13 protein-coding genes are annotated in these 18175 nt (G+C 71.5%); 3 read left to right on the forward strand and 10 right to left on the reverse strand.

Going from position 1 to position 18175, the window contains the following annotated elements; all coding sequences use genetic code 11:
• Positions 1–3: 3 nt before the first annotated feature.
• Positions 4–1335 carry an extracellular solute-binding protein gene (locus tag ACGFJ2_RS42625; protein WP_357946961.1) on the reverse strand — a complete coding sequence of 444 codons (1332 nt, stop codon included), beginning with the start codon at positions 1333–1335 and terminating at the stop codon, positions 4–6.
• A 138-nt stretch (positions 1336–1473) separates the two neighbouring features.
• Between ACGFJ2_RS42625 and ACGFJ2_RS42630 the strand changes: the two genes are divergently transcribed.
• From ACGFJ2_RS42630 to ACGFJ2_RS42640, 3 genes are read left to right on the forward strand one after another with little or no spacing between them, the layout of a single operon-like run.
• A complete protein-coding gene (locus tag ACGFJ2_RS42630; protein ID WP_393478226.1) occupies positions 1474–2619 on the forward strand; it encodes an ROK family protein in 1146 nt (381 codons plus the stop codon).
• Between the two features lie 12 nt (positions 2620–2631).
• On the forward strand, positions 2632–3291 hold the full coding sequence (locus ACGFJ2_RS42635; protein ID WP_393478228.1) for a M15 family metallopeptidase: 660 nt from the start codon (positions 2632–2634) through the stop codon (positions 3289–3291).
• Between the two features lie 23 nt (positions 3292–3314).
• Positions 3315–4400: a glutamate--cysteine ligase gene (locus tag ACGFJ2_RS42640; protein WP_357946968.1), complete on the forward strand. Its 1086-nt coding sequence runs from the start codon at positions 3315–3317 to the stop codon at positions 4398–4400.
• A gap of 22 nt (positions 4401–4422) precedes the next feature.
• On the opposite strand, the gene ACGFJ2_RS42645 is transcribed toward ACGFJ2_RS42640, so the two are convergent.
• The 9 genes from ACGFJ2_RS42645 to ACGFJ2_RS42685 form a co-directional block, all read right to left on the reverse strand.
• Positions 4423–5172, reverse strand: coding sequence for a sulfite exporter TauE/SafE family protein (locus tag ACGFJ2_RS42645; protein WP_357946970.1), 750 nt, complete (start codon positions 5170–5172; stop codon positions 4423–4425).
• Positions 5169–7004 carry a gamma-glutamyltransferase family protein gene (locus tag ACGFJ2_RS42650; RefSeq protein WP_393478233.1) on the reverse strand — a complete coding sequence of 612 codons (1836 nt, stop codon included), beginning with the start codon at positions 7002–7004 and terminating at the stop codon, positions 5169–5171. Before ACGFJ2_RS42650 ends, ACGFJ2_RS42645 begins: the two co-directional genes overlap by 4 nt.
• Positions 7001–7969, reverse strand: a complete 969-nt coding sequence (locus ACGFJ2_RS42655; protein WP_393478235.1) for an ABC transporter ATP-binding protein — start codon at positions 7967–7969, stop codon at positions 7001–7003. Before ACGFJ2_RS42655 ends, ACGFJ2_RS42650 begins: the two co-directional genes overlap by 4 nt.
• Complete coding sequence (locus ACGFJ2_RS42660) at positions 7966–8934, reverse strand: ABC transporter ATP-binding protein (RefSeq protein ID WP_393478238.1); 969 nt, start codon at positions 8932–8934, stop codon at positions 7966–7968. The genes ACGFJ2_RS42655 and ACGFJ2_RS42660 overlap by 4 nt, the downstream gene beginning before the upstream one ends.
• The gene (locus ACGFJ2_RS42665) at positions 8931–9806 is read right to left on the reverse strand and encodes an ABC transporter permease (protein ID WP_364006290.1); all 876 of its coding nucleotides are present in this window, start codon (positions 9804–9806) and stop codon (positions 8931–8933) included. The genes ACGFJ2_RS42660 and ACGFJ2_RS42665 overlap by 4 nt, the downstream gene beginning before the upstream one ends.
• On the reverse strand, positions 9799–10758 hold the full coding sequence (locus ACGFJ2_RS42670) for an ABC transporter permease (protein ID WP_358535375.1): 960 nt from the start codon (positions 10756–10758) through the stop codon (positions 9799–9801). Before ACGFJ2_RS42670 ends, ACGFJ2_RS42665 begins: the two co-directional genes overlap by 8 nt.
• Positions 10758–12365: an ABC transporter substrate-binding protein gene (locus tag ACGFJ2_RS42675; RefSeq protein ID WP_357946986.1), complete on the reverse strand. Its 1608-nt coding sequence runs from the start codon at positions 12363–12365 to the stop codon at positions 10758–10760. Before ACGFJ2_RS42675 ends, ACGFJ2_RS42670 begins: the two co-directional genes overlap by 1 nt.
• Positions 12366–12442: 77 nt before the next feature.
• A complete protein-coding gene (locus ACGFJ2_RS42680; protein WP_357946989.1) occupies positions 12443–13126 on the reverse strand; it encodes a GntR family transcriptional regulator in 684 nt (227 codons plus the stop codon).
• A 217-nt stretch (positions 13127–13343) separates the two neighbouring features.
• On the reverse strand, positions 13344–18155 hold the full coding sequence (locus ACGFJ2_RS42685) for an ATP-dependent helicase (RefSeq protein WP_393478242.1): 4812 nt from the start codon (positions 18153–18155) through the stop codon (positions 13344–13346).
• Between the last annotated feature and the right edge of the window lie 20 nt (positions 18156–18175).

Genomic DNA, 18175 nt, shown 5'->3' on the forward strand with positions numbered 1-18175 from the left:
AGGCTAGGAGGCGGCGTTGAGGATGTCTTCGAGCTCCTTGTTGGCCTTGGCCAGCGCGTCGTCGGCCGACGACTTGCCCTCGATCACCGTGCGGGCCGCGTTCTGCAGCACCGCCTTGGTCTCGTTGGCCTCGGTCCAGTGCGGGCTGGCCGGGAAGGCCTTGGCCTTGGCGAAGGCGGCGGCGAACGGCGCCTGAGCCGGGTCGCTGGCCAGCGCGGCCAGGGCGTCCGGGTAGACGGGGAGCAGGCCGCCGTCCTTGGCGTACTTGTCGCCCCACTCCTTGCCGGAGGCCAGCTTCACGAACTCCTTGGCCGCGTCCTTCTCCTTGGCGCCACCCCACACGGCGATGTCGTTGCCGCCGAGGAAGGACTGCGCCTCGCCGCCGTCCTTGGACGGGAGCGGGAAGAAGGCCAGCTTGTCGCCCTTGAGCTTGCCCTTGCTGTCCTCGTCGATGCCCGGCAGGTCCCACGACGCGGTGAGGTACATGCCGACCTTGTTGTTGGCGAAGCGGGTGCGGATGTCGGTGGTGTTCTGGGTGAGCCGCGACTTGCTGGACAGGCCGTCGGTGACCAGGCCGGTGTACTGGGCGAAGCCGGACTTGAAGGCGGGGTCGGTCAGCTTGCCGACCCACTTGTCGCCCTCCTTGACGGCGTAGTCGCCGCCGGCGGTCCAGGCGAGGGCGCCCAGCAGGTGGTTGGCGTCGGAGCCGCCGTTGAAGGCGAACCCGTCGACGTCCTTGCCCTTCTTGGACTGGATCTTCTTGGCCGCGGCGACCAGGTCGTCCCAGGTCTTCGGGACCTCGATCTTGAGCTCCTTGAACCAGTCGGCCCGGTACAGGACCGCCCGGCTGCCGCCGCCCCACGGCACGGCGTACGTCTCGCCGTCGATAGTCTCCAGGCCCATCAGGTTCTTCGGGATCTGCGCCTGGTCGCCCGAGGCGACGATGTCGGTGACGGGCTCCAGGGCCTCCTGGCTCTGCCACAGCGGCACCTGGTCGTTGCCGATCTCGGTGACGTCGGGACCGGTGCCACCGGCCGCCGCGGCGGTGAACTTGTCGTTCACCTGCGGCCACGGGATCCACTCGACCTTCACCTTGGCGCCGGTCTGCTGCTCGAAGGCGGCGACCAGCTCGTCGGTGTACTTCTGCGCGGCGGGGTTGCTGTCGCCCAGGCGCCAGAAGGTCAGCTCCTTGCCCGCGTACTTGGGGCCGGACGCGGGGGCGGAGGCCGCCGCGCTCGGCGAAGCCGCGGGCGTCCCGCCGGAACCACAGGCGGCCAGGCCCAGGGCCAGAGCGGCCGTGGTGACCGTAGTGGCGGTGATCTGCGCGATCCTCACAGGGTTCTCCCTTCCCGGGTGCTCGCTTGCGGTCCGCACCAGGCTGATCTGCATGTCCGAACGACTGCTGCTAAACTAACAAGAAACTTTCTTAAAAAAAACGCCCGTTAGCCATTCGTGACGAGAGGGAGCGCGTCGATGAGCCGAAGTCCGGGGATCCCTCGGCTGCTCCGCCGGTTGAACGACCGCACGGCACTCGAACTCCTCCTGGAGGACGGGCCGCTGACCCGTGCGGAGCTCGGTGAGCGGACCGGCTTGTCCAAGGTGACCGCAGGTCAGCTGCTTGCCCGGCTGGAGGAGCGGGGGCTCGTCCGGGTGGCGGGGGAGCGGGCGGGAGGCAGGGGTCCGCACGCGGCCCTGTACGCGGTGAACCCGTCCAGCGCGTACGTCGCCGGGCTCGAAGTGCTGCCCGACAGCCTCACCGTTGGTGTGGCGGACATCACAGGGCAGATCGTGGTCGAGGTCACCGTCAACCCGGCGGACGGGGATCCGGTCAAGGCCGTGCACTCCGCCGTCCAGCGGGCCTGCGCCTCGGCCCGCGTCAGCCTGTCACAGCTGCGCGCCTTCGTGATCGGCACCAGGGGCGTGGTCGATCCGGGCAGCGGCGACGTGCGCTTCTCCTGCGACCTGCCGGCCTGGCACGTCGGCGTGCTGGCCAGCCTGCGCCAGACGCTGGGCGTTCCGGTGATCATCGAGAACGACGTGAACCTGGTCGCGCTGGCCGAGCACCGCTACGGCGCCGCCGCCGGACACGACGACTTCGTGGTCATCTGGGCGGGCGTCGGCCAAGGGCTGGGCGTCATGCTCGGCGGGCGGCTGCACCGGGGCATCACCGGGACGGCGGGTGAGATCGGCTGGCTGCCCGTGCCGGGCGAACCGCTGCCCCTCGATGTGACGCAGCCGACCTCGGGCTCCTTCCAGCGGCTGGTCGGGCACGACGCGCTGAGCGGGCTCGCCACCACGCACGGCGTGCTCGGCGCCACGGTCCCCGACCAGGTACGCAACGGCTGCGACGGGTACCTGGACGAGGTGGCGGCGCGCCTGGCGGTGGGGGCCGCGGCCGTGACGGTCGTCCTCGACCCCGGCCTGATCGTGCTCAGCGGCGACGTCGGCCGGGCGGGCGGCGAACGTCTGGCCGCCAAGGTCGAGGAGGCCGTCGCCCGGTTCTGCCCGACCCGGCCCAAGGTCGTCACGACCGGGGTGGCGGGCAATCCGGTGCTGCGCGGCGCCCTGGTCGCGGCCTTGGCGCAGGCCCGAGATCAGGTTTTCTCCGACACTGTGTGAGAATTTCTGCCTATGTGGCAGCCCACGAGCGACATCGTGCTGATCTCTGATCCCCGCGTCGCCGCGATCCCGGTGCGCGACAACGGCGAGGAACTGGCGGACGTACGCGGCCGCCTGTGTGTGGACGAGCGGATGGCCGACCGCGCGGGTGCCTACGCGCACCTGCGGTCCGGGCTGCTGGCGCGGCTGGAGCGGGCCGAACGGCGACTGCCCGACGGCTTCCACCTGCTGGTCGTCGAGGGCTACCGGCCGATCGACACGCAGCGCCGGATCTTCGATGAGTACCGCGACGGGCTGCGCGCTGCTTTCCCCGAAATGTCGCCTGACGAGGCATATATCGCGGCGAGTCGGTATGTGTCGCCGGTCGAAGTCGCCCCGCACACCGCCGGAGCCGCCGTCGACCTGACGCTCACCGCGCCCGACGGCACGGAGTACGACATGGGCACCCAGGTCAACGACAACCCGGAGGAGAGCGACGGCGCCTGCTACATGGACGCCACGAACATCTCGGCCGACGCCCGCGCCCATCGCAAGATCCTCGCTGACGCCCTGGAGCCTGTCGGCCTGGTCAACTACCCGACGGAGTGGTGGCACTGGTCCTTCGGCGACCGGTATTGGGCGCTCGCCGAGGGAAGGCCGTACGCACTCTATGGCCCACATCGCTTTGCCTAGCGGAAAAGGGGCATAAAAGGGATGTGACTCCTCTTATCGGGATCGAGGAGGAGTACCTCATCGTCGATCCCTGGTCGCGCCACGTGGCTCCCCGGGCGGCAGAGGTGTTGGCCGCCGCGACGGACGTCCTAGACGTCGTTCACGAGATCACCCGTTTCCAGGTCGAGGCCCGTACCGCCCCTTCGGCCGACCTCGGTGAGTTAGGCACGCGGCTGAGGGCCGCGCGCAAGGAGGTGGCCGCGGCGGCCCGCTCGTGCGGGCTGGCCGTGGTCGCCAGCGGCATTCCCGTCCTCGGTGACGTGGTGCCGATTCCGCTCACCGACGACGTCCGCTACGAGCAGGGCCGGATCCTCTACCGCGCGCTGCAGGACGAGCTCACCATCTGCGCCCTGCACGTGCACGTGGACGTCCCCGACGAGGAACAGGCCGTCTACGTCGGCAATCACCTACGCCCATGGCTGCCCACGCTGATCGCGCTGGCCGCGAACTCGCCCTTCTTCGTGGGGCGCGACACCGGCTACGCGTCCTGGCGGGTGATCAGCTGGGGCCGGTGGCCGGTCTCGGGCGCGCCGCCGTACTTCCCGTCGTACGCCGACTACGAGCTGGCGCTGCGCGCGCTGTCGCAGTCGGGCGCGCTGATGGACCCCAAGACGGTGTACTGGGACGCGCGCCCGTCACCCTCGCTGCCGACCATCGAGGTGCGCGTCGCCGACGTACCGCTGGATGTCAGCGACAGCCTTACCATCATCGGGCTGATCCGCAGCCTGGTCGTGACCGCGCTGGCCGCCGTGGCGCACGGTGACCGCGGGCCGCCGATCCCGTCGGAGGTCATACGGGCCGCCTACTGGCGCGCCGCCCGTGACGGCCTGGGCGGCGACAGTCTCGACGTGCGTGAGGGTGCGCTGGTGCCGGCGCGGGTGATGGCGGGCCGTCTTCTGGAGCACGTACGGGACGCCGCGGCCGAGGCCGGTGATCTGCCGGTGGTCGAAGAAGGGCTGGACCGGCTGCTCGGCCGGGGTTCCGGAGCGGAGCGGCAGCGCAGGGCGCACGCCCGCACCGGGCACCTGGCGGCGGTCGTGGACGACCTGATCGAGGCCACGGTCGCCTGACCGGTCAGCGCAGGGCCAGCGTTCAGCGAAGGGCCAGCACGGTCGCTACGCCCAGCCCGAAGACGACCACCACGCCGCGCAGCACCGCGGGCGGCATGAGCCGGGCCAGACGGGTGCCGAGGAAGCCACCCGCCAGGCTCGCCGGCGCGACCACCGCCACCGCCTCCCACCGCACGGGCCCGAACAGCGAGAACGCCACCACCGACACCGTGCTGATCACCAGCGACAGGGTCGCCCGCACGGCGTTGACCCGATGCAGGTCGTCATGCAGGAACAGCCCGAGCACCGCCAGCAGCAGCACCCCCATGCCGCCGTTGAAGTAGGCGCCGTAGCAGCCACCGAGGAACACCCCGACGTGGACCAGCCCGCTGGTGCCCTGCCGCCCGTCACCCTCGAAGCGCTTGCGCAGCCAGGGCTGGGCCAGCAGCGCCAGACTGGCGAAGGCCACCAGCCACGGCACCAGCGAGTCGAACAGCCGCCCCGGTGTGAGCAGCAGCAGCGAGCTGCCCGCGATCGCGCCGAGCACGGTGGTGGCCGCGAGCACCGTCGCCCGGCGCCGCTGCCCGCGCAGCTCGGCCCGGTACCCCAGGACGCCGCCCAGGTAGCCGGGCCACAGCGCCACCGCGTTCGTCACCGAGGCGGTGATGCTCGGATAGCCGAGCGCCAGCAGCGCCGGAAAGGAGATCAGGGTGCCCCCGCCGGCCAGGGCGTTGACCGCCCCGGCCAGCAGGCCCGCCCCGGCCAGGAAGGCCAGCTCGGACAGCTCGATCATCGGCCGGCCGCGTAGCCCTGGGCGCCGCGCGGGTTGGCGGCGGCCTTCAGGAAGCCGCCGTCACGGGCGACCGCGCTGAGCCGGCCGAGCGACCACGGCCCCTGCACCTCCACCTGGTGGCCACGCCGCCGGAGCTCGGCGATCACCGCCGGGTCCAGCCGGTTCTCCACGTGCATGACGCCCGGCCGGGAGCCGCGCGGGAAGAACGAGCTGGGGAAGTGCTCGGAGTGGAACATGGGGGCGTCGACGGCCTGCTGCAGGTTGAGCCGCCCGTGGGCGAGGGAACCGTGGACGAGGGAGAGGAAGAAGTTCAGGCTCCACTGGTCCTGCTGGTCGCCGCCGGGCGTACCGAAGGCGAGCCACGGCTTGCCCTCGCGCAGCGCGAACGACGGCGACAGCGTGGTGCGCGGGCGCGTGCCCGGCCGCAGCGAGGCGGGCAGTCCTTCCTGCAGCCAGAACATCTGCGCCCGCGTGCCGAGACAGAAGCCCAGCTCCGGAATCGTGGGCGAGCTCTGCAGCCAGCCGCCACTCGGCGTGGCGGAGACCATGTTGCCGTGCCGGTCCACGACGTCCACGTGACAGGTGTCGCCACGGGTGGAGCCGTCGGAGCCGACCGTGGGCTCGCCCACAGCGCTGACCGTGGGCTCGCCCACACCGGACCGTACGCCCGAGATGCCCGGCGCGGTGCTGACCGTGCCGGCACCGGGGAACACCGGCAGCCGAGGCGGGCGCCCGCCTGGTGCGCCCGGCCGCAGCTCCATGCTGGCCTCGACGCCGATGATCGCGCGCCGCTTCGCGCTGTACTCGTCGTCGAGCAGGTCGGCCATCGGCACCTCGGCGTCGCCGTACCAGGCTTCGCGATCGGCGAAGGCGAGCTTGGCGCTCTCGATCACCGTGTGCACGTAGTCGGCGCTGAGCTGCCCCATCGCGTCCAGGTCGAACCCCGACAGCAGGGCGAGCTGCTGCAGGAAGACCGGTCCCTGCCCCCACGGGCCCGTCTTGCAGACCGTGTGCCCGTGGTAGTCGAAGGTGACCGGCTCCTCGACCGACGCCGACCAGCCCGCCAGGTCGTCGCCGGTGAGCAGACCGCCGTGGACCTCGCCCGAGCTGTCGCGCCAAGCGGTCTCGGTGCTGAACCGGGCGATGGTCTCGGCGACGAACCCCTGGTACCAGGCGTCGCGGGCGGCCGCGATCTGCCCCTCACGGCTGGGCGACGCGGCCCGCGCCTCGGAGACGAGCCTGCGGTAGGTGGCGGCCAGCACGGGATTGGTCAGCTTGGCTCCCGGCACCTTCCCCTGCGGCAGCCAGGTCGCGGCCGACGTCGGCCAGTCCTCGAGGAAGAGCCGCTCGACCGACGTGACCGTGGCGGCGATCCGGTCGAGCACCGGGACGCCGTGGGTGGCGTAGTGGATGGCGGGTTCGAGCACGTCGGCCAGCGTCCAGGTGCCCCAGCGCTCCAGCATGAGCATCCAGCCGCCGAACGCCCCGGGTACGGTGGCCGCCAGCAGCCCGGTGCCGGGCACCACGTCGAGCCCCAGGCCGGTGAACCGGTCGATCGTGGCGGCGGCGGGGGCGACGCCCTGCCCGCACACGACCGACACCCGCTCCTCGTCCTGGCTCCACAGCAGGATGGGCACCTCGCCGGCGGGCCCGTTCAGGTGCGGCTCCGCCACCTGAAGGACGAATCCGGCGGCGACGGCCGCGTCGAAGGCGTTGCCGCCGCGTTCGAGCACGCTCATGCCGGTAGCGGAGGCCAGCCAGTGCGTGCTGGCCACCATGCCGAAGTCTCCGGTCAGCTCGGGCCTGGTGGTGAACAAAGCGCGTCCCTTCATCGGGTGGCGGCCGCGTCGGGCACGTGGTCCGCCGTGACCAGGTGACAGGCGACCGGGTGGCCGCTCGTACGGGGGTCCGTCAGTGCCGGCTCGCTCGTCCGGCAGGCGTCGTACGCCAGCGGGCACCGGGTGTGGAAGCGGCAGCCGGCGGGCGGGTCGACCGGGCTCGGCACGTCGCCGCCCAGCACGATCCGGCGCCGTTCGCGCTGCCTGACCGGATCGGCCACCGGCGCCGCCGACAGCAGTGCCTGCGTGTAGGGGTGGCGGGGTTCGGCGAAGATCTGCGCCGTCGGCCCCGACTCCACGATCTTGCCCAGGTACATGACCGCGATCCGGTCGGCCAGGAACTCCACCACCGACAGGTCATGGGTGATGAACAGGCAGGAGAAGCCCATCTCCCGCTGCAGGTCGGTGATCAGGTTGAGCACCGACGCCTGCACCGACACGTCCAGCGCGGACACCGGCTCGTCGGCCACCACCAGCTTGGGCTCCAGGATCAGCGCGCGGGCCAGCCCCACCCGCTGCCGCTGCCCGCCGGACAGCTCGTGCGGGAAGCGCGTCCTCATCTCCGGCCGCAGCCCGACCTGCTCCAGCATGGCGGCGACCCGCCCGCCGGCCTCGCGTCGGCTCGCGATCCCGTGGTGCAGCAGCGGCTCGCCGACGATCTGCTCGATCGTGAAGCGCGGGTTGAGCGAGGAGTAGGGGTCCTGGAAGACCATGTGGACGTCCCTGCGCAGCGGGCGCATGGCCCGGCGCGACAGGTGGGTGATGTCGCGGCCGTCGAGCCGGATGCCGCCCGAGGTGGGCTCGGTCAGCCGCAGTACGCACTTGCCGACGGTCGACTTGCCGCTGCCCGATTCGCCGACGAGGCCGAGCACCTCGCCCTGGCCGATGTTCAGCGACAGGCCGTCCACGGCGCGTACCTGGCCGTAGTGCTTGACCAGGTTGTCGATCTCCAGGATCACGACCGCCCTCCCGGGTGGAAGCAGGCCGCCAGATGATCGTCCGGCAGTTGGGGTTCTAGTTGGGGTCTTTTGCTTCGGCAGTCGTCCTGCGCGCGGGTGCAGCGCGCCTGGAAGGCGCACTCGTCCGGGTCCGTCAGCGGCGAGGGCACCATGCCGGGGATCTCGGCGAGCCGGCCGTTCACGGCGGCCGACGGCAGGGCGTTCATCAGGCCGAGCGTGTACGGATGGCGCGGTCGCGCGAACAGCTCGGTGACGGGCGCCTGCTCCACGGCCCGGCCCGCGTACATGACCACGGCCCGGTCGGCGATGTCGGCGACCACGCCCAGGTCATGGGTGATCAGGATGACCGCGGTGCCGAGCCGGTCGCGCAGGTCGCGGAACACGTCGAGCACGCCCGCCTGGATCGTCACGTCCAGCGCGGTCGTGGGCTCGTCGGCGATCAGCACGCGCGGCGAGCAGGCCACCGCGATCGCGATCATCACCCGCTGGCGCATGCCGCCCGAGAGCTGGTGCGGGTACTCCTTGATCCGGCGGGCGGGCAGCGGGATGCCGACCAGTTCGAGCAGCTCCACCGCGCGGTCCCGCGCGGCCCTGCGGGAGAGACCTTCGTGCCTGCGCAGCACCTCGGTGATCTGGTAGCCGACCGTGAACGACGGGTTGAGCGAGGTCATCGGCTCCTGGAAGACGACCGACACGTCCTTGCCCCTGATCTGCCGCATCCGCGACTCGGGCAGCGTGGTCAGCTCGCGGCCGTCGAGCTTGACCGAGCCCGACAGCCTGGTCGTGTTCGGCGGCAGCAGCCTCGGCACGGACATCGCGGTGACCGACTTGCCGCAGCCCGACTCGCCGCAGAGCGCCAGGATCTCGCCCTCGCCCAGTTCGAGCGAGATGCCCCTGACCGCCTGTACCAGGCCGTCCTCGGTGTCGAAGTCGACGGTCAGATCGGTGATCTCGAGTAGGCTCATCGGCCGCTCCTCGGGTCGAGAACGTCACGCAGCCCGTCGCCCAGCAGGTTGAAGCCGAGCGTGGCCAGCGCGATCATCAGTCCCGGCCAGATCGCCAGCCACGGCGCGACGTCCAGGTACTGCTGGGCGGTGGTGAGCATCACGCCCCACGACGGCGTCGGCGGCTGGACCCCCAGGCCCAGGAACGACAGGGTCGACTCACCGATGATCGCCGCCGGGATCGCCACCGTGGCCTGCACAATGAGCGGGCTGGAGCAGTTCGGCAGCACGTAGCGGAGCAGGATGTGGCGGTCGGTCGCGCCGTCGGCGATGGCCGCGGCCACGTAGTCCATCTCCCTGATCGCCAGCACCTCGCCACGGGTGATCCGGATGACCGCCGGCAACTGGGAGAAGCCGAGCGCCAGCACCACACCCTTCAGCGAGGGGCCGATGATCGCCGCCAGCCCCACCGCGAAAACCAGGAACGGGAAGGCCAGCGTCACGTCGACCAGCCGCATCACGACCGGGTCCAGCCAGCGCCGGTAGAACCCGGCCACCAGCCCGATCGGGATGCCGATCACCATGGCCAGCAGTGTGGACAGCACGCCGGCCTGCAGCGAGACCTGCGCCCCGTGCGCGATCCTGGCCAGGGCGTCGCGGCCCAGGTCGTCGGTGCCGAGCGGGTGCGCACCCGACGGCGGCGCCAGCGTGGCGGTGTAGTCCTGCGCCGACGGATCGCCGGTGAGCAGGGGTCCGAGCAGCGCCAGCAGCAGGAACCCGGCAACGAGCACCAGCCCTGCCATCGGCATCGGACGCCGCCTGAAGCGCCGCCACAGCCTGCGGCGGCGATCGGCCCGGCCCGTCGTCACCGGTACGGCCAGTGCCTCAGCCATGCCCGCCTCCCGACAGCCGGATGCGGGGGTTGAGGAAGGCGTAGGCGATGTCGACCAGGAGGTTGACCAGCACGTACCCGATGACCGTGATCAGCACCACGGCCTGGATGACCGGATAGTTGCGGGTGAGCACGGCGTCCACGGTCAGCTTGCCGAAACCGGGGATGACGAAGATCTGCTCCGTCACCACCGCGCCGCTGATCAGCGCGCCCAGTTGCAGGCCCAGGACGGTCACCACGGTCGTGAGGCTGTTGCGCAGCGCGTGCGCGCCCACCACCTTGGCCTCCGACAGGCCCTTGGACCGGGCGGTCCGCACATAGTCGGCCGACAGCGCGCCCAGCATGGCCGAGCGCGTCTGCCGCATCAGGATCGCCGCGAACCCGGTGCCGAGCACCAGGGCGGGCAGGATCATGCGCTGCAGGTTCTGGCCGGCGTCCTGGGTGAACGGGACGTACCCGGAGGCGGGCAGCCAGCGCAGCGTCACCGCGAACAGCAGGATGCCGAGCAGGCCCAGCCAGAAGTGCGGCACGGACAGCCCCGCCAGGCCGAAGCCGGTGGCCACGTAGTCGGGCAGCCGGCCCCGCTTCATCGCGGCCACGATGCCCGCGCCCAGGCCCACGACGATCGCCACCAGCAGGGCCAGCGCCGACAGCTCCAGCGTGACCGGCAGCCGCTCGGCCAGGATGTCGGCCACCGGCAGCTGATCCTGGGTGGAGCGGCCGAGGTTGCCGGACAGGGTCTGGCCCACGTAGTCGAGGTATTGGGCCGGCAGGGGCTTGTCCAGGCCGAACTCGTGGCGGATCGCCTCGACCATCGCGGGCGAGGCCTCCTCACCGGCCATCACCACGGCCGGGTCCCCGGGCAGCGCCCTGATCCCGAGGAAGATCAGGATGCTGGCCAGGAACAGCACGATCACCGCCGAGCCCGCTCTGCGGAGGATGAACCAGACCATCAGGCGGCGAACCCAGCGGTGACGAAGCGGGGCAGGCCATCCTTGAAGTACTGGACACCGGCGACGGTCTTGTTCATGCCCAGGTAGTACTTGTTGTGATACAGGTACACGACGCCGCGCACCTCGGCCGCCCGCTGCAACGCCTTGGCGTACAGCTCGGCGCGCTGGGCCGGCTCCGTGACCGCCGCGGCCTCCTTGATCGGGTCGTCGATGCCGGGGTCGGACATGCCGCTGTAGTTGTTGCTGCCGCGGCTGGTGATCAGGTTCGACAGGTTGCCGTCCGGGTCCACGCGGCCCGACCAGCCGTTGAGCACGGTGTCGAACTTGCCGGCCTTGCCCTGCTCCAGCGTGCTGACGAACTCGGCCGTCTGGACCGTGACGTTGAAGCCCGCCTCCTTGGTCATCTGCTGGATGACCTGGGCCAGACGCTGGTTGGTGGCGTCGTTGGGCGTGGTCAGCGTGACCGGGATGGGCGTCGGCACGCCGGAGGCCTGCACCAGCTGCTTGGCCTTGGCCAGGTCGCGCTTGGCGCACTGGAGCGAGGGCGAGCGGTAAGGGCTGTCGGCGGGCAGCGGGAAGCAGTCGGCCTCGTACAGGCCGTTGTAGACGGTCTTGTTGATCTGGTCGCGGTCCAGCGCCAGCTCGAACGCCTCCCGCAGCTGCGGGCTCTTGGCCAGCGGGGTGCTGACCGTGCCCGGCTTCTCGGTGGAGCCGTTGGCGTTGCCGGTGTTGATCGTCAGGCCGTAGTAGCCGAGCCCGCCGCCGGACACGACGGTGAGGTTCGGGTCGGCCTGCACGCCCTTGACCGTGGTCGTGGCCAGCTGGTCGGCCACCTGGACGTCGCCGGACTTCAGGTTCGCGGCCCGTACGTTCGGGTCGACGATGATTTTGTATACGAGCTTGTCGAGCTTCACCTTGGCGGCGTCGTAGTAGTCGGGCGCCTTGTCCAGCACGATCTGGCTGCCGGAGGTGCGCGCGGCGAACTTGAACGGCCCGACGCACACCGGGCTCGCGCCGAAGTTGTCGCCCGCCGCCTCCAGCGCCTTGGGCGACATGATCATCCCGGCGCGGTCGGCGAGCTGCGCCGTCAGCGGCGTGAACGCGCGCGCCAGCGTGAGCTTGACGGTGGCCGGATCGACCACGCTCACCTTCGACACGGCGGCCAGGTCGGCCTGGCGGGCCGACTTCTCCCACGTACGGTGGCGATCGAGCGACTTCTTGACCGCCTCCGCGTCGAAGGCGGTGCCGTCGTTGAACTTCACGCCCTCGCGCAGCTTGATCGTCACTTCCTTGCCGTCGCCCGAGACCTCGGGCAGGGCGGTGGCGAGCTGCGGGACCAGCGTGGCCTTCGCGTCGATGTCGAAGAGCTTCTCGCACATGCTCGCGAACACCTCGCGGCCCACCAGCGTGGTGGACACGCTCGGGTCGAGCGCGTCGGGGTCGGCGTTGAGCGCGATGTTCAGGGTGCCGCCGCTCTTGACGGCGCGGCTGTCGGACGTGGCGTCGGCCACTGACGGGGCGACGGGGGTGCCGCTCGAACCGCCTCCACCGCAAGCCGTCAGGGCTATGGGAAGTACGGCGAGCGTCAAGACCAGCCTGGGTCTCATGATGCCTCCGGGGGACGAGCTTTAGGAGACTGTATACAAGAACCTGGATTTCAACGGTGTTTCGTCACCACATGTTGTTATCCGACCGTTTTCTCATCTTGCTGGGGCTTCGCCACGGCAGCCAGGAACGACCGCCTGGCCGCGGCGACGTGCGCGACCGCCCTGGCCTGGGCCTCGTCCTCGTCGCCCGCCGCGATGGCCTCGCACAGGCTCAGGTGCTCCGACCAGGAGTGCGGTCCGCGCGCGGCCGCGGTCTGCCGGAACACCCACTGAGCCCGCAGCAGCATCGGCGCCATCATCAGATTGAGGTACGAGTTGCCCGCCACCTCACCCACGGCCAGGTGGAAGGCGGTGTTGAGGTCGGCCACCCGTTCGAGCCGACCCTCCTCGACCGCCTCCTTGGCCGAGTCGAGCACCAGCCGCAACCGCGCGGCCGTCTCCGGGGTCCGCTTGCGCGCCGCCAGCCGGGCCGCCAGCCCCTCGATCGCCATCCGCACGTCGAAGAGCTCCTCGGCCTCGGCCGGCGACAGCCGCGCCACGGTGGCGCCGATCCTGGGGATGACCTGCACGAACCCCTCGGCGGCGAGCACCCGGATCGACTCGCGCACCGGGTTGCGCGACACGCCCAGCCTTGCGGCCAGCCGGTCCTCGACCAGGCGCTCACCTTGGGGGAGCTCGCCGGAGATGATGAGTCGGCGGATCTCCGCGGTCACTTGGTCGCGAAGGGGGAGATGGGCGCCGCCCAGTGTCAGCTCAGTCATTTGAGGGAATCGTATACAAAGTTACGGCCGTTTCCGGTGTTGTCGGGGAATCCGGAGGGTGAGGCCGTACACGTCGTCAGGCCGGGCAGCCCTATCGGTCGGTCAGGCGCGCGGTCTTTGGGTCGGTCAGGGGTGCGGGCCTTTCAGTTGGGCGGGCGCGTGGGCCTTTGGGTCGGTCAGGGGTGCGGCCTTTCGGTCGGAGGGGTCTTTCGGTTGGTCAGGCGCGCAGGCGCAGACCTCGCGGTGTCGGGTGGAAGCCGGCCTCCTCCAGCGCCGCCGCCAGCGGTGACTCGCCGATCGAGGCGCCGTCGGCCCGCTCGACGGTCAGCTTCCCGAGCGCCCCATCCCGTACGGCCAGCGCCAGCGCGTCCACGGCCGGCCGCAGACGCTCGTCGTCGGCGAACGACAGCAGCGTCTTGCCGCCCCGCTCCACGTACAGCACGAGGAACCCGTCCACCAGCACCACCAGCGCGCCCGCCTTCCTGCCGGGCTTGTGCCCCACCTCGCCGGGATGCGCCGGCCACGACAGCGCCGCCCCGTAGGGGTTGGCCGGATCAGCCGCGGCCAGGACGACCGCCCTCCGATCGGTGGCCCGCCCGGATGGGCCCAAGTCGTGGGCGCCGGATGCCGGGGCGACGCTCGGAGCCATGGCGCGCATCCGGTCCACCGCCCCCGGCAGCGCGAACTGCGCACCCCCGAGCCCTTCGACGAAGTAGCCCCGGCGGCACCGCCCGCTCTCCTCGTAGGCCCGTAGCACCTGGTAGACCGGTGTGAACCCGCCCGGCAGCCGCTCCGACGTCACCGCCCCGCGCGTCACCACCCCATGCCGTTCGAGCAGCACCTCGGCCTGGGCCTGCGCCCGCTGGGTGGCGTCCTCGGCGGGCGAGGGAAGCAGCCACCAGCGCCCGCCCACCGTGGGCGGCCCGCTCCTGCTCGGCAGCACGGCCCGCCGCCGGCGCGTGGTGGCCGGCCGGTGTGCGGGCCGGCCCGACCCGAGTGTGGCCCGCAGCGGCGCCAGCGTGTCACCGGACACGCGTCCCGACCACACCAGATCCCACAGCGCCGACACCAACGCCGCGTCGTCGAGCGAGCCGAGCTGGTCGGAGATCCCCCGGAAGAACAGTGCCCCGCCGCCGCCCAGCACGTCGAGCACCTGCTCGTGCACCGGGGTCATGGTGATCTGGCCGGGTTCGGGCAGCAGCAGGGGAGCGGTGTCGGCGAAGTAGAGCGACACCCAGCCGTCGCCGCCGGGCAGCGATCCCTGGCCCACCCACATCACCTCGCCCGACGAGGTCAGCTCGTCGAGCAGCGCCGGGTGGTAGCCGGGCACGCGCGACGGCAGGACCAGCGTCTCCAGCGCCGATGCGGGCACGGCGGCTCCCTGGAGCTGCTCGACGCTGTGGATCAGCGCGTCCATCGCCCGCGCCGCACCGGCCGCGACGCTGCCGCGTGGCGCCGCTCCGCTCCCGTCGGTGCCGCGTGGCGCCGAGCCGGTGATGCCGTGCCAGGCGGGCATGAACAGCGCGAGCGTCTCGGGCGGGACCGGTTCGACCTCTTTGCGCAGCCGCGCCAAGGACCTGCGCCGCAGCATCCGCAGCACACCGGCGTCGCACCACTCCTCGCCCCGGCCGCCCGGCCGGAACTCGCCGTTGACCACCCGCCCGGCCGCCGCCAGCCGCCGCAGGGCGTCGGTCACCACGGCCACGCCCAGGCCGAACCGGGCGGCGGGTGTGCCGGCATGGAAGGGCCCGCGCGTACGGGCATGGCGGGCCACGAGGTCGGCCAGCGGGTCGGCGACCGGCTCCAGGAACGCGTGCGGGATCCCGACCGGCAGCGGCGCGCCCAGCGCGTCACGCAGCCGGGCCGCGTCCTCGATCGCCGCCCACTGCTCCTCGCCCGCGATCCGCACCTTGATCGCCCGGCGGGCTCGTTCGAGCTCCGCCAGCCAGGCCGGATCGCCGCCGCGCAGGCTCACGTCGGGTACGAGCAGCGGCCCGTGCGAGCGCAGCAGGTCGGCCAGGTCCTCGGCGTCGCGCAACGGCCGGTCGAGCCTGGCCAGCTCGCGTTCGGTGTCGGAGATGACGTCGGGGTCGAGCAACTCCCGCAGGTCGGCCTCGCCGAGCAGCTCGGCCAGCAGGGTCATGTCCAGCGCCAGCGCCTGGGCCCGGCGCTCGGCCAGCGGCGCGTCGCCCTCGTACATGAACGCGCCTATGTAGTGGAACAGCAGCGACGTGGCGAACGGCGACGCCTGTGACGTCTCCACCTCCACCACCCGCACCCGGCGCGCGGCGATGTCGCGCATCAGCGTCACCAGGCCGGGCACGTCGAACACGTCCTGGAGGCACTCGCGCATCGTCTCCAGCACGATCGGGAACGACGCGTATTGAGAGGCCACCCCCAGCAGGTGGGCGGCCCGCTGCCGCTGCTGCCAGAGCGGGCTGCGCCGGCCGGGCGTGCGGCGCGGCAGCAGCAGGGCCCGGCCCGCGCACTCCCTGAACCGGGAGGCGAACATCGCCGAGCCGCCCAGCTCCTCGGTGACGATCCGCTCGATCTCCTCGGCGTCGAACGCCGCCACGTCGGTGGGCGGCTCGACCAGCGTGTCGGGGATTCGCAGCACGATGCCGTCGTCGGAGTGCACGGCCTGTACGTCGAGGCCGTAGCGCTCGCGCAGCCGCCGGTTGATCGCCAGGGCCCACGGAGCGTGGATCCGCGCGCCATAGGGGGAGTGGATGACGACGCGCCAGTCGCCGAGTTCGTCGTGGAAGCGTTCGACCAGGAGGGTGCGGTCGTCGGGGACGTAACCGGTGGCGTCACGCTGCTCGTCGAGGTAGGCGCGCAGGTTGCCGGCGGCGTATTCGTCGAGGCCGGCCGCTCGCATGCGGTCGTTGGAGGTGTTCGCCGCGTGTTCGCGGAGGAAGGCGCCGATCGCCTTGCCCAGCTCGGCCGGCCTGCCCGGCGCGTCGCCGTGCCAGAACGGCAACTTGCCCGGCTGGCCGGGCGCGGGGGAGACGAGCACCCGGTCGGCCGTGATGTCCTCGATCCGCCACGAGGTCGCACCCAGGACGAACACATCGCCCACCCGCGACTCGTAGACCATCTCCTCGTCGAGCTCGCCCACCCGGGACGCCTTCTCGCCCACCAGGAAGACGCCGAACAGCCCGCGATCGGGGATCGTGCCACCGTTGGTCACCGCCAGCCGTTGCGCGCCCGGACGGCCCTGCAACGTGCCCGTCACCCGGTCCCAGACGACCCGCGGCCGCAGCTCGGCGAACTCCTCGCTCGGGTAGCGTCCGGCCAGCATGTCGAGCGTGGCCTCCAGCGCGGTGCGCGGCAGCGTCGCGTAGGGAGCGGCCCGCTTGACCACGGCCTCCAGCTCGTCGACCGTCCACTCCTCCAGCGCGGTCATCGCCACGATCTGCTGGGCCAGCACGTCGAGTGGATTGCGCGGGTAGCGCAGTTCCTCGATCTGGCCGCTCATCATGCGTTCGGCCACTACGGCGGTCTGGATCAGGTCGCCGCGGTATTTCGGGAAGATCACTCCCTTGGACACCGCGCCCACCTGGTGACCCGCCCGGCCGATGCGCTGGAGCCCGCTCGCCACGCTCGGCGGCGCCTCCACGCACGCGACCAGGTCGACGGCGCCCATGTCGATGCCCAGCTCCAGGCTGGACGTCGCGACGACGGCGGGCAACCGGCCCGACTTGAGCGCCTCCTCGATCTGCGCCCGCTCCTCCTTCGACACGGAGCCGTGGTGCGCGCGGACGATCTCGGTGACCACGCCCTTGCTCGCCCCGGCCTGCGCCATCATCTCGGCGGGCGCCCGCCGAGGCGGATCTTCCGGCGGCGGCGGCGTGCGCCTGGGCGGATCTCCCGGCAACGGCGTTTCCCAGATCGACAGATCGACGGCCTCGGGCCCTTGCACGCGCTCGTAGGCGAGCTCGTTGAGCCTGGTGCAGAGACGTTCGGCCAGCCGCCTGGAATTGGCGAACACGATCGTCGACGAATGCGCCTCGATCAGCTCGAACAGGTGGTTTTCGACATGCGGCCAGATCGACCGGCTGGACGGCTCGGGCTCCTCGCCGTCGGCGAACCCTACCCCGCTGTCGGCGGACCCCGGCCCGCCGTTCGTGGATCCCGGCCGGCCCTCCATCTCCGTCATGTCCTCGACCGGGACGACCACCTCGACCTCGATGACCTTGTCGGAGGGCGGCTGCACGACCGTCGCGGGGCGAGACCCACCGAGGAACGCCGCGACCTCGCTCACCGGTCGTACGGTCGCCGACAGCCCGATCCGCTGCGCGGGCCGTTGGAGCAGGGCGTCGAGCCGCTCGAGGCTGAGCGCCAGGTGGGCACCGCGCTTGGTGGCGGCCACCGCGTGCACCTCGTCGACGATCACCGTCTCGACGCCCCGCAACGCCTCGCGCGCCTGGCTGGTGAGCAGCAGGAACAGCGACTCCGGCGTGGTGATGAGGATGTCGGACGGGTGGGCGGCGAACCGCCTGCGGTCCTCGGCCGGGGTGTCGCCGGAGCGGATGGCCACCGAGATCTCCGGCACCGGCAGGCCGAGCCGGCGCGCGGTCTGCTTGAGCCCGGCCAACGGGGCACGCAGGTTGCGCTCCACGTCGACGGCCAGTGCCTTGAGCGGCGACACGTACAGGACCTTGGTCTGCTTCTTGACCTGCTTGGAACCGGCGTCGCCCTGCTTCGGCCCCGGCTTCGGACCCGCTTCGCCTTGCTTCGGCCCCGCGTTGACCTGCTTCGGCCCCGCGTTGACCTGCTTGGAACCCGCGTCGACCTGCGTCGGATCCGCCGGAGTGGTGGTGGGGTGGTCGGCGGCGGCCAAGCGGTCGAGGGACCAAAGGAACGCCGCCAGCGTCTTACCCGACCCGGTGGGCGCCACCACGAGCGTGTTGTCGCCGCGCGCGATGGACTCCCATGCGCCTTCCTGCGCACTCGTGGGCGCCTCGAACGCTCCGGCGAACCACTGCCTGGTCGTGTGGGAGAAATGTTCTAGCGAGCTCACCAGCACATACTGCCTCGTCGCACCGA

Origin of the sequence: Nonomuraea sp. NPDC049028 (assembly GCF_043197735.1) — a bacterium.
Taxonomy (GTDB): domain Bacteria; phylum Actinomycetota; class Actinomycetes; order Streptosporangiales; family Streptosporangiaceae; genus Nonomuraea.

What these genes read in the sequence shown, in the direction of transcription:
- ACGFJ2_RS42635 (WP_393478228.1), top strand. Translation starts at nt 2,632, where the DNA reads ATGTGGCAGCCCACGAGCGACATCGTGCTGATCTCTGATCCCCGCGTC.
- ACGFJ2_RS42660 (WP_393478238.1), bottom strand. Translation starts at nt 8,934, where the DNA reads ATGAGCCTACTCGAGATCACCGATCTGACCGTCGACTTCGACACCGAG.
- ACGFJ2_RS42670 (WP_358535375.1), bottom strand. Translation starts at nt 10,758, where the DNA reads ATGGTCTGGTTCATCCTCCGCAGAGCGGGCTCGGCGGTGATCGTGCTG.
- ACGFJ2_RS42650 (WP_393478233.1), bottom strand. Translation starts at nt 7,004, where the DNA reads ATGAAGGGACGCGCTTTGTTCACCACCAGGCCCGAGCTGACCGGAGAC.
- ACGFJ2_RS42675 (WP_357946986.1), bottom strand. Translation starts at nt 12,365, where the DNA reads ATGAGACCCAGGCTGGTCTTGACGCTCGCCGTACTTCCCATAGCCCTG.
- ACGFJ2_RS42665 (WP_364006290.1), bottom strand. Translation starts at nt 9,806, where the DNA reads ATGGCTGAGGCACTGGCCGTACCGGTGACGACGGGCCGGGCCGATCGC.
- ACGFJ2_RS42680 (WP_357946989.1), bottom strand. Translation starts at nt 13,126, where the DNA reads ATGACTGAGCTGACACTGGGCGGCGCCCATCTCCCCCTTCGCGACCAA.
- ACGFJ2_RS42645 (WP_357946970.1), bottom strand. Translation starts at nt 5,172, where the DNA reads ATGATCGAGCTGTCCGAGCTGGCCTTCCTGGCCGGGGCGGGCCTGCTG.
- ACGFJ2_RS42630 (WP_393478226.1), top strand. Translation starts at nt 1,474, where the DNA reads ATGAGCCGAAGTCCGGGGATCCCTCGGCTGCTCCGCCGGTTGAACGAC.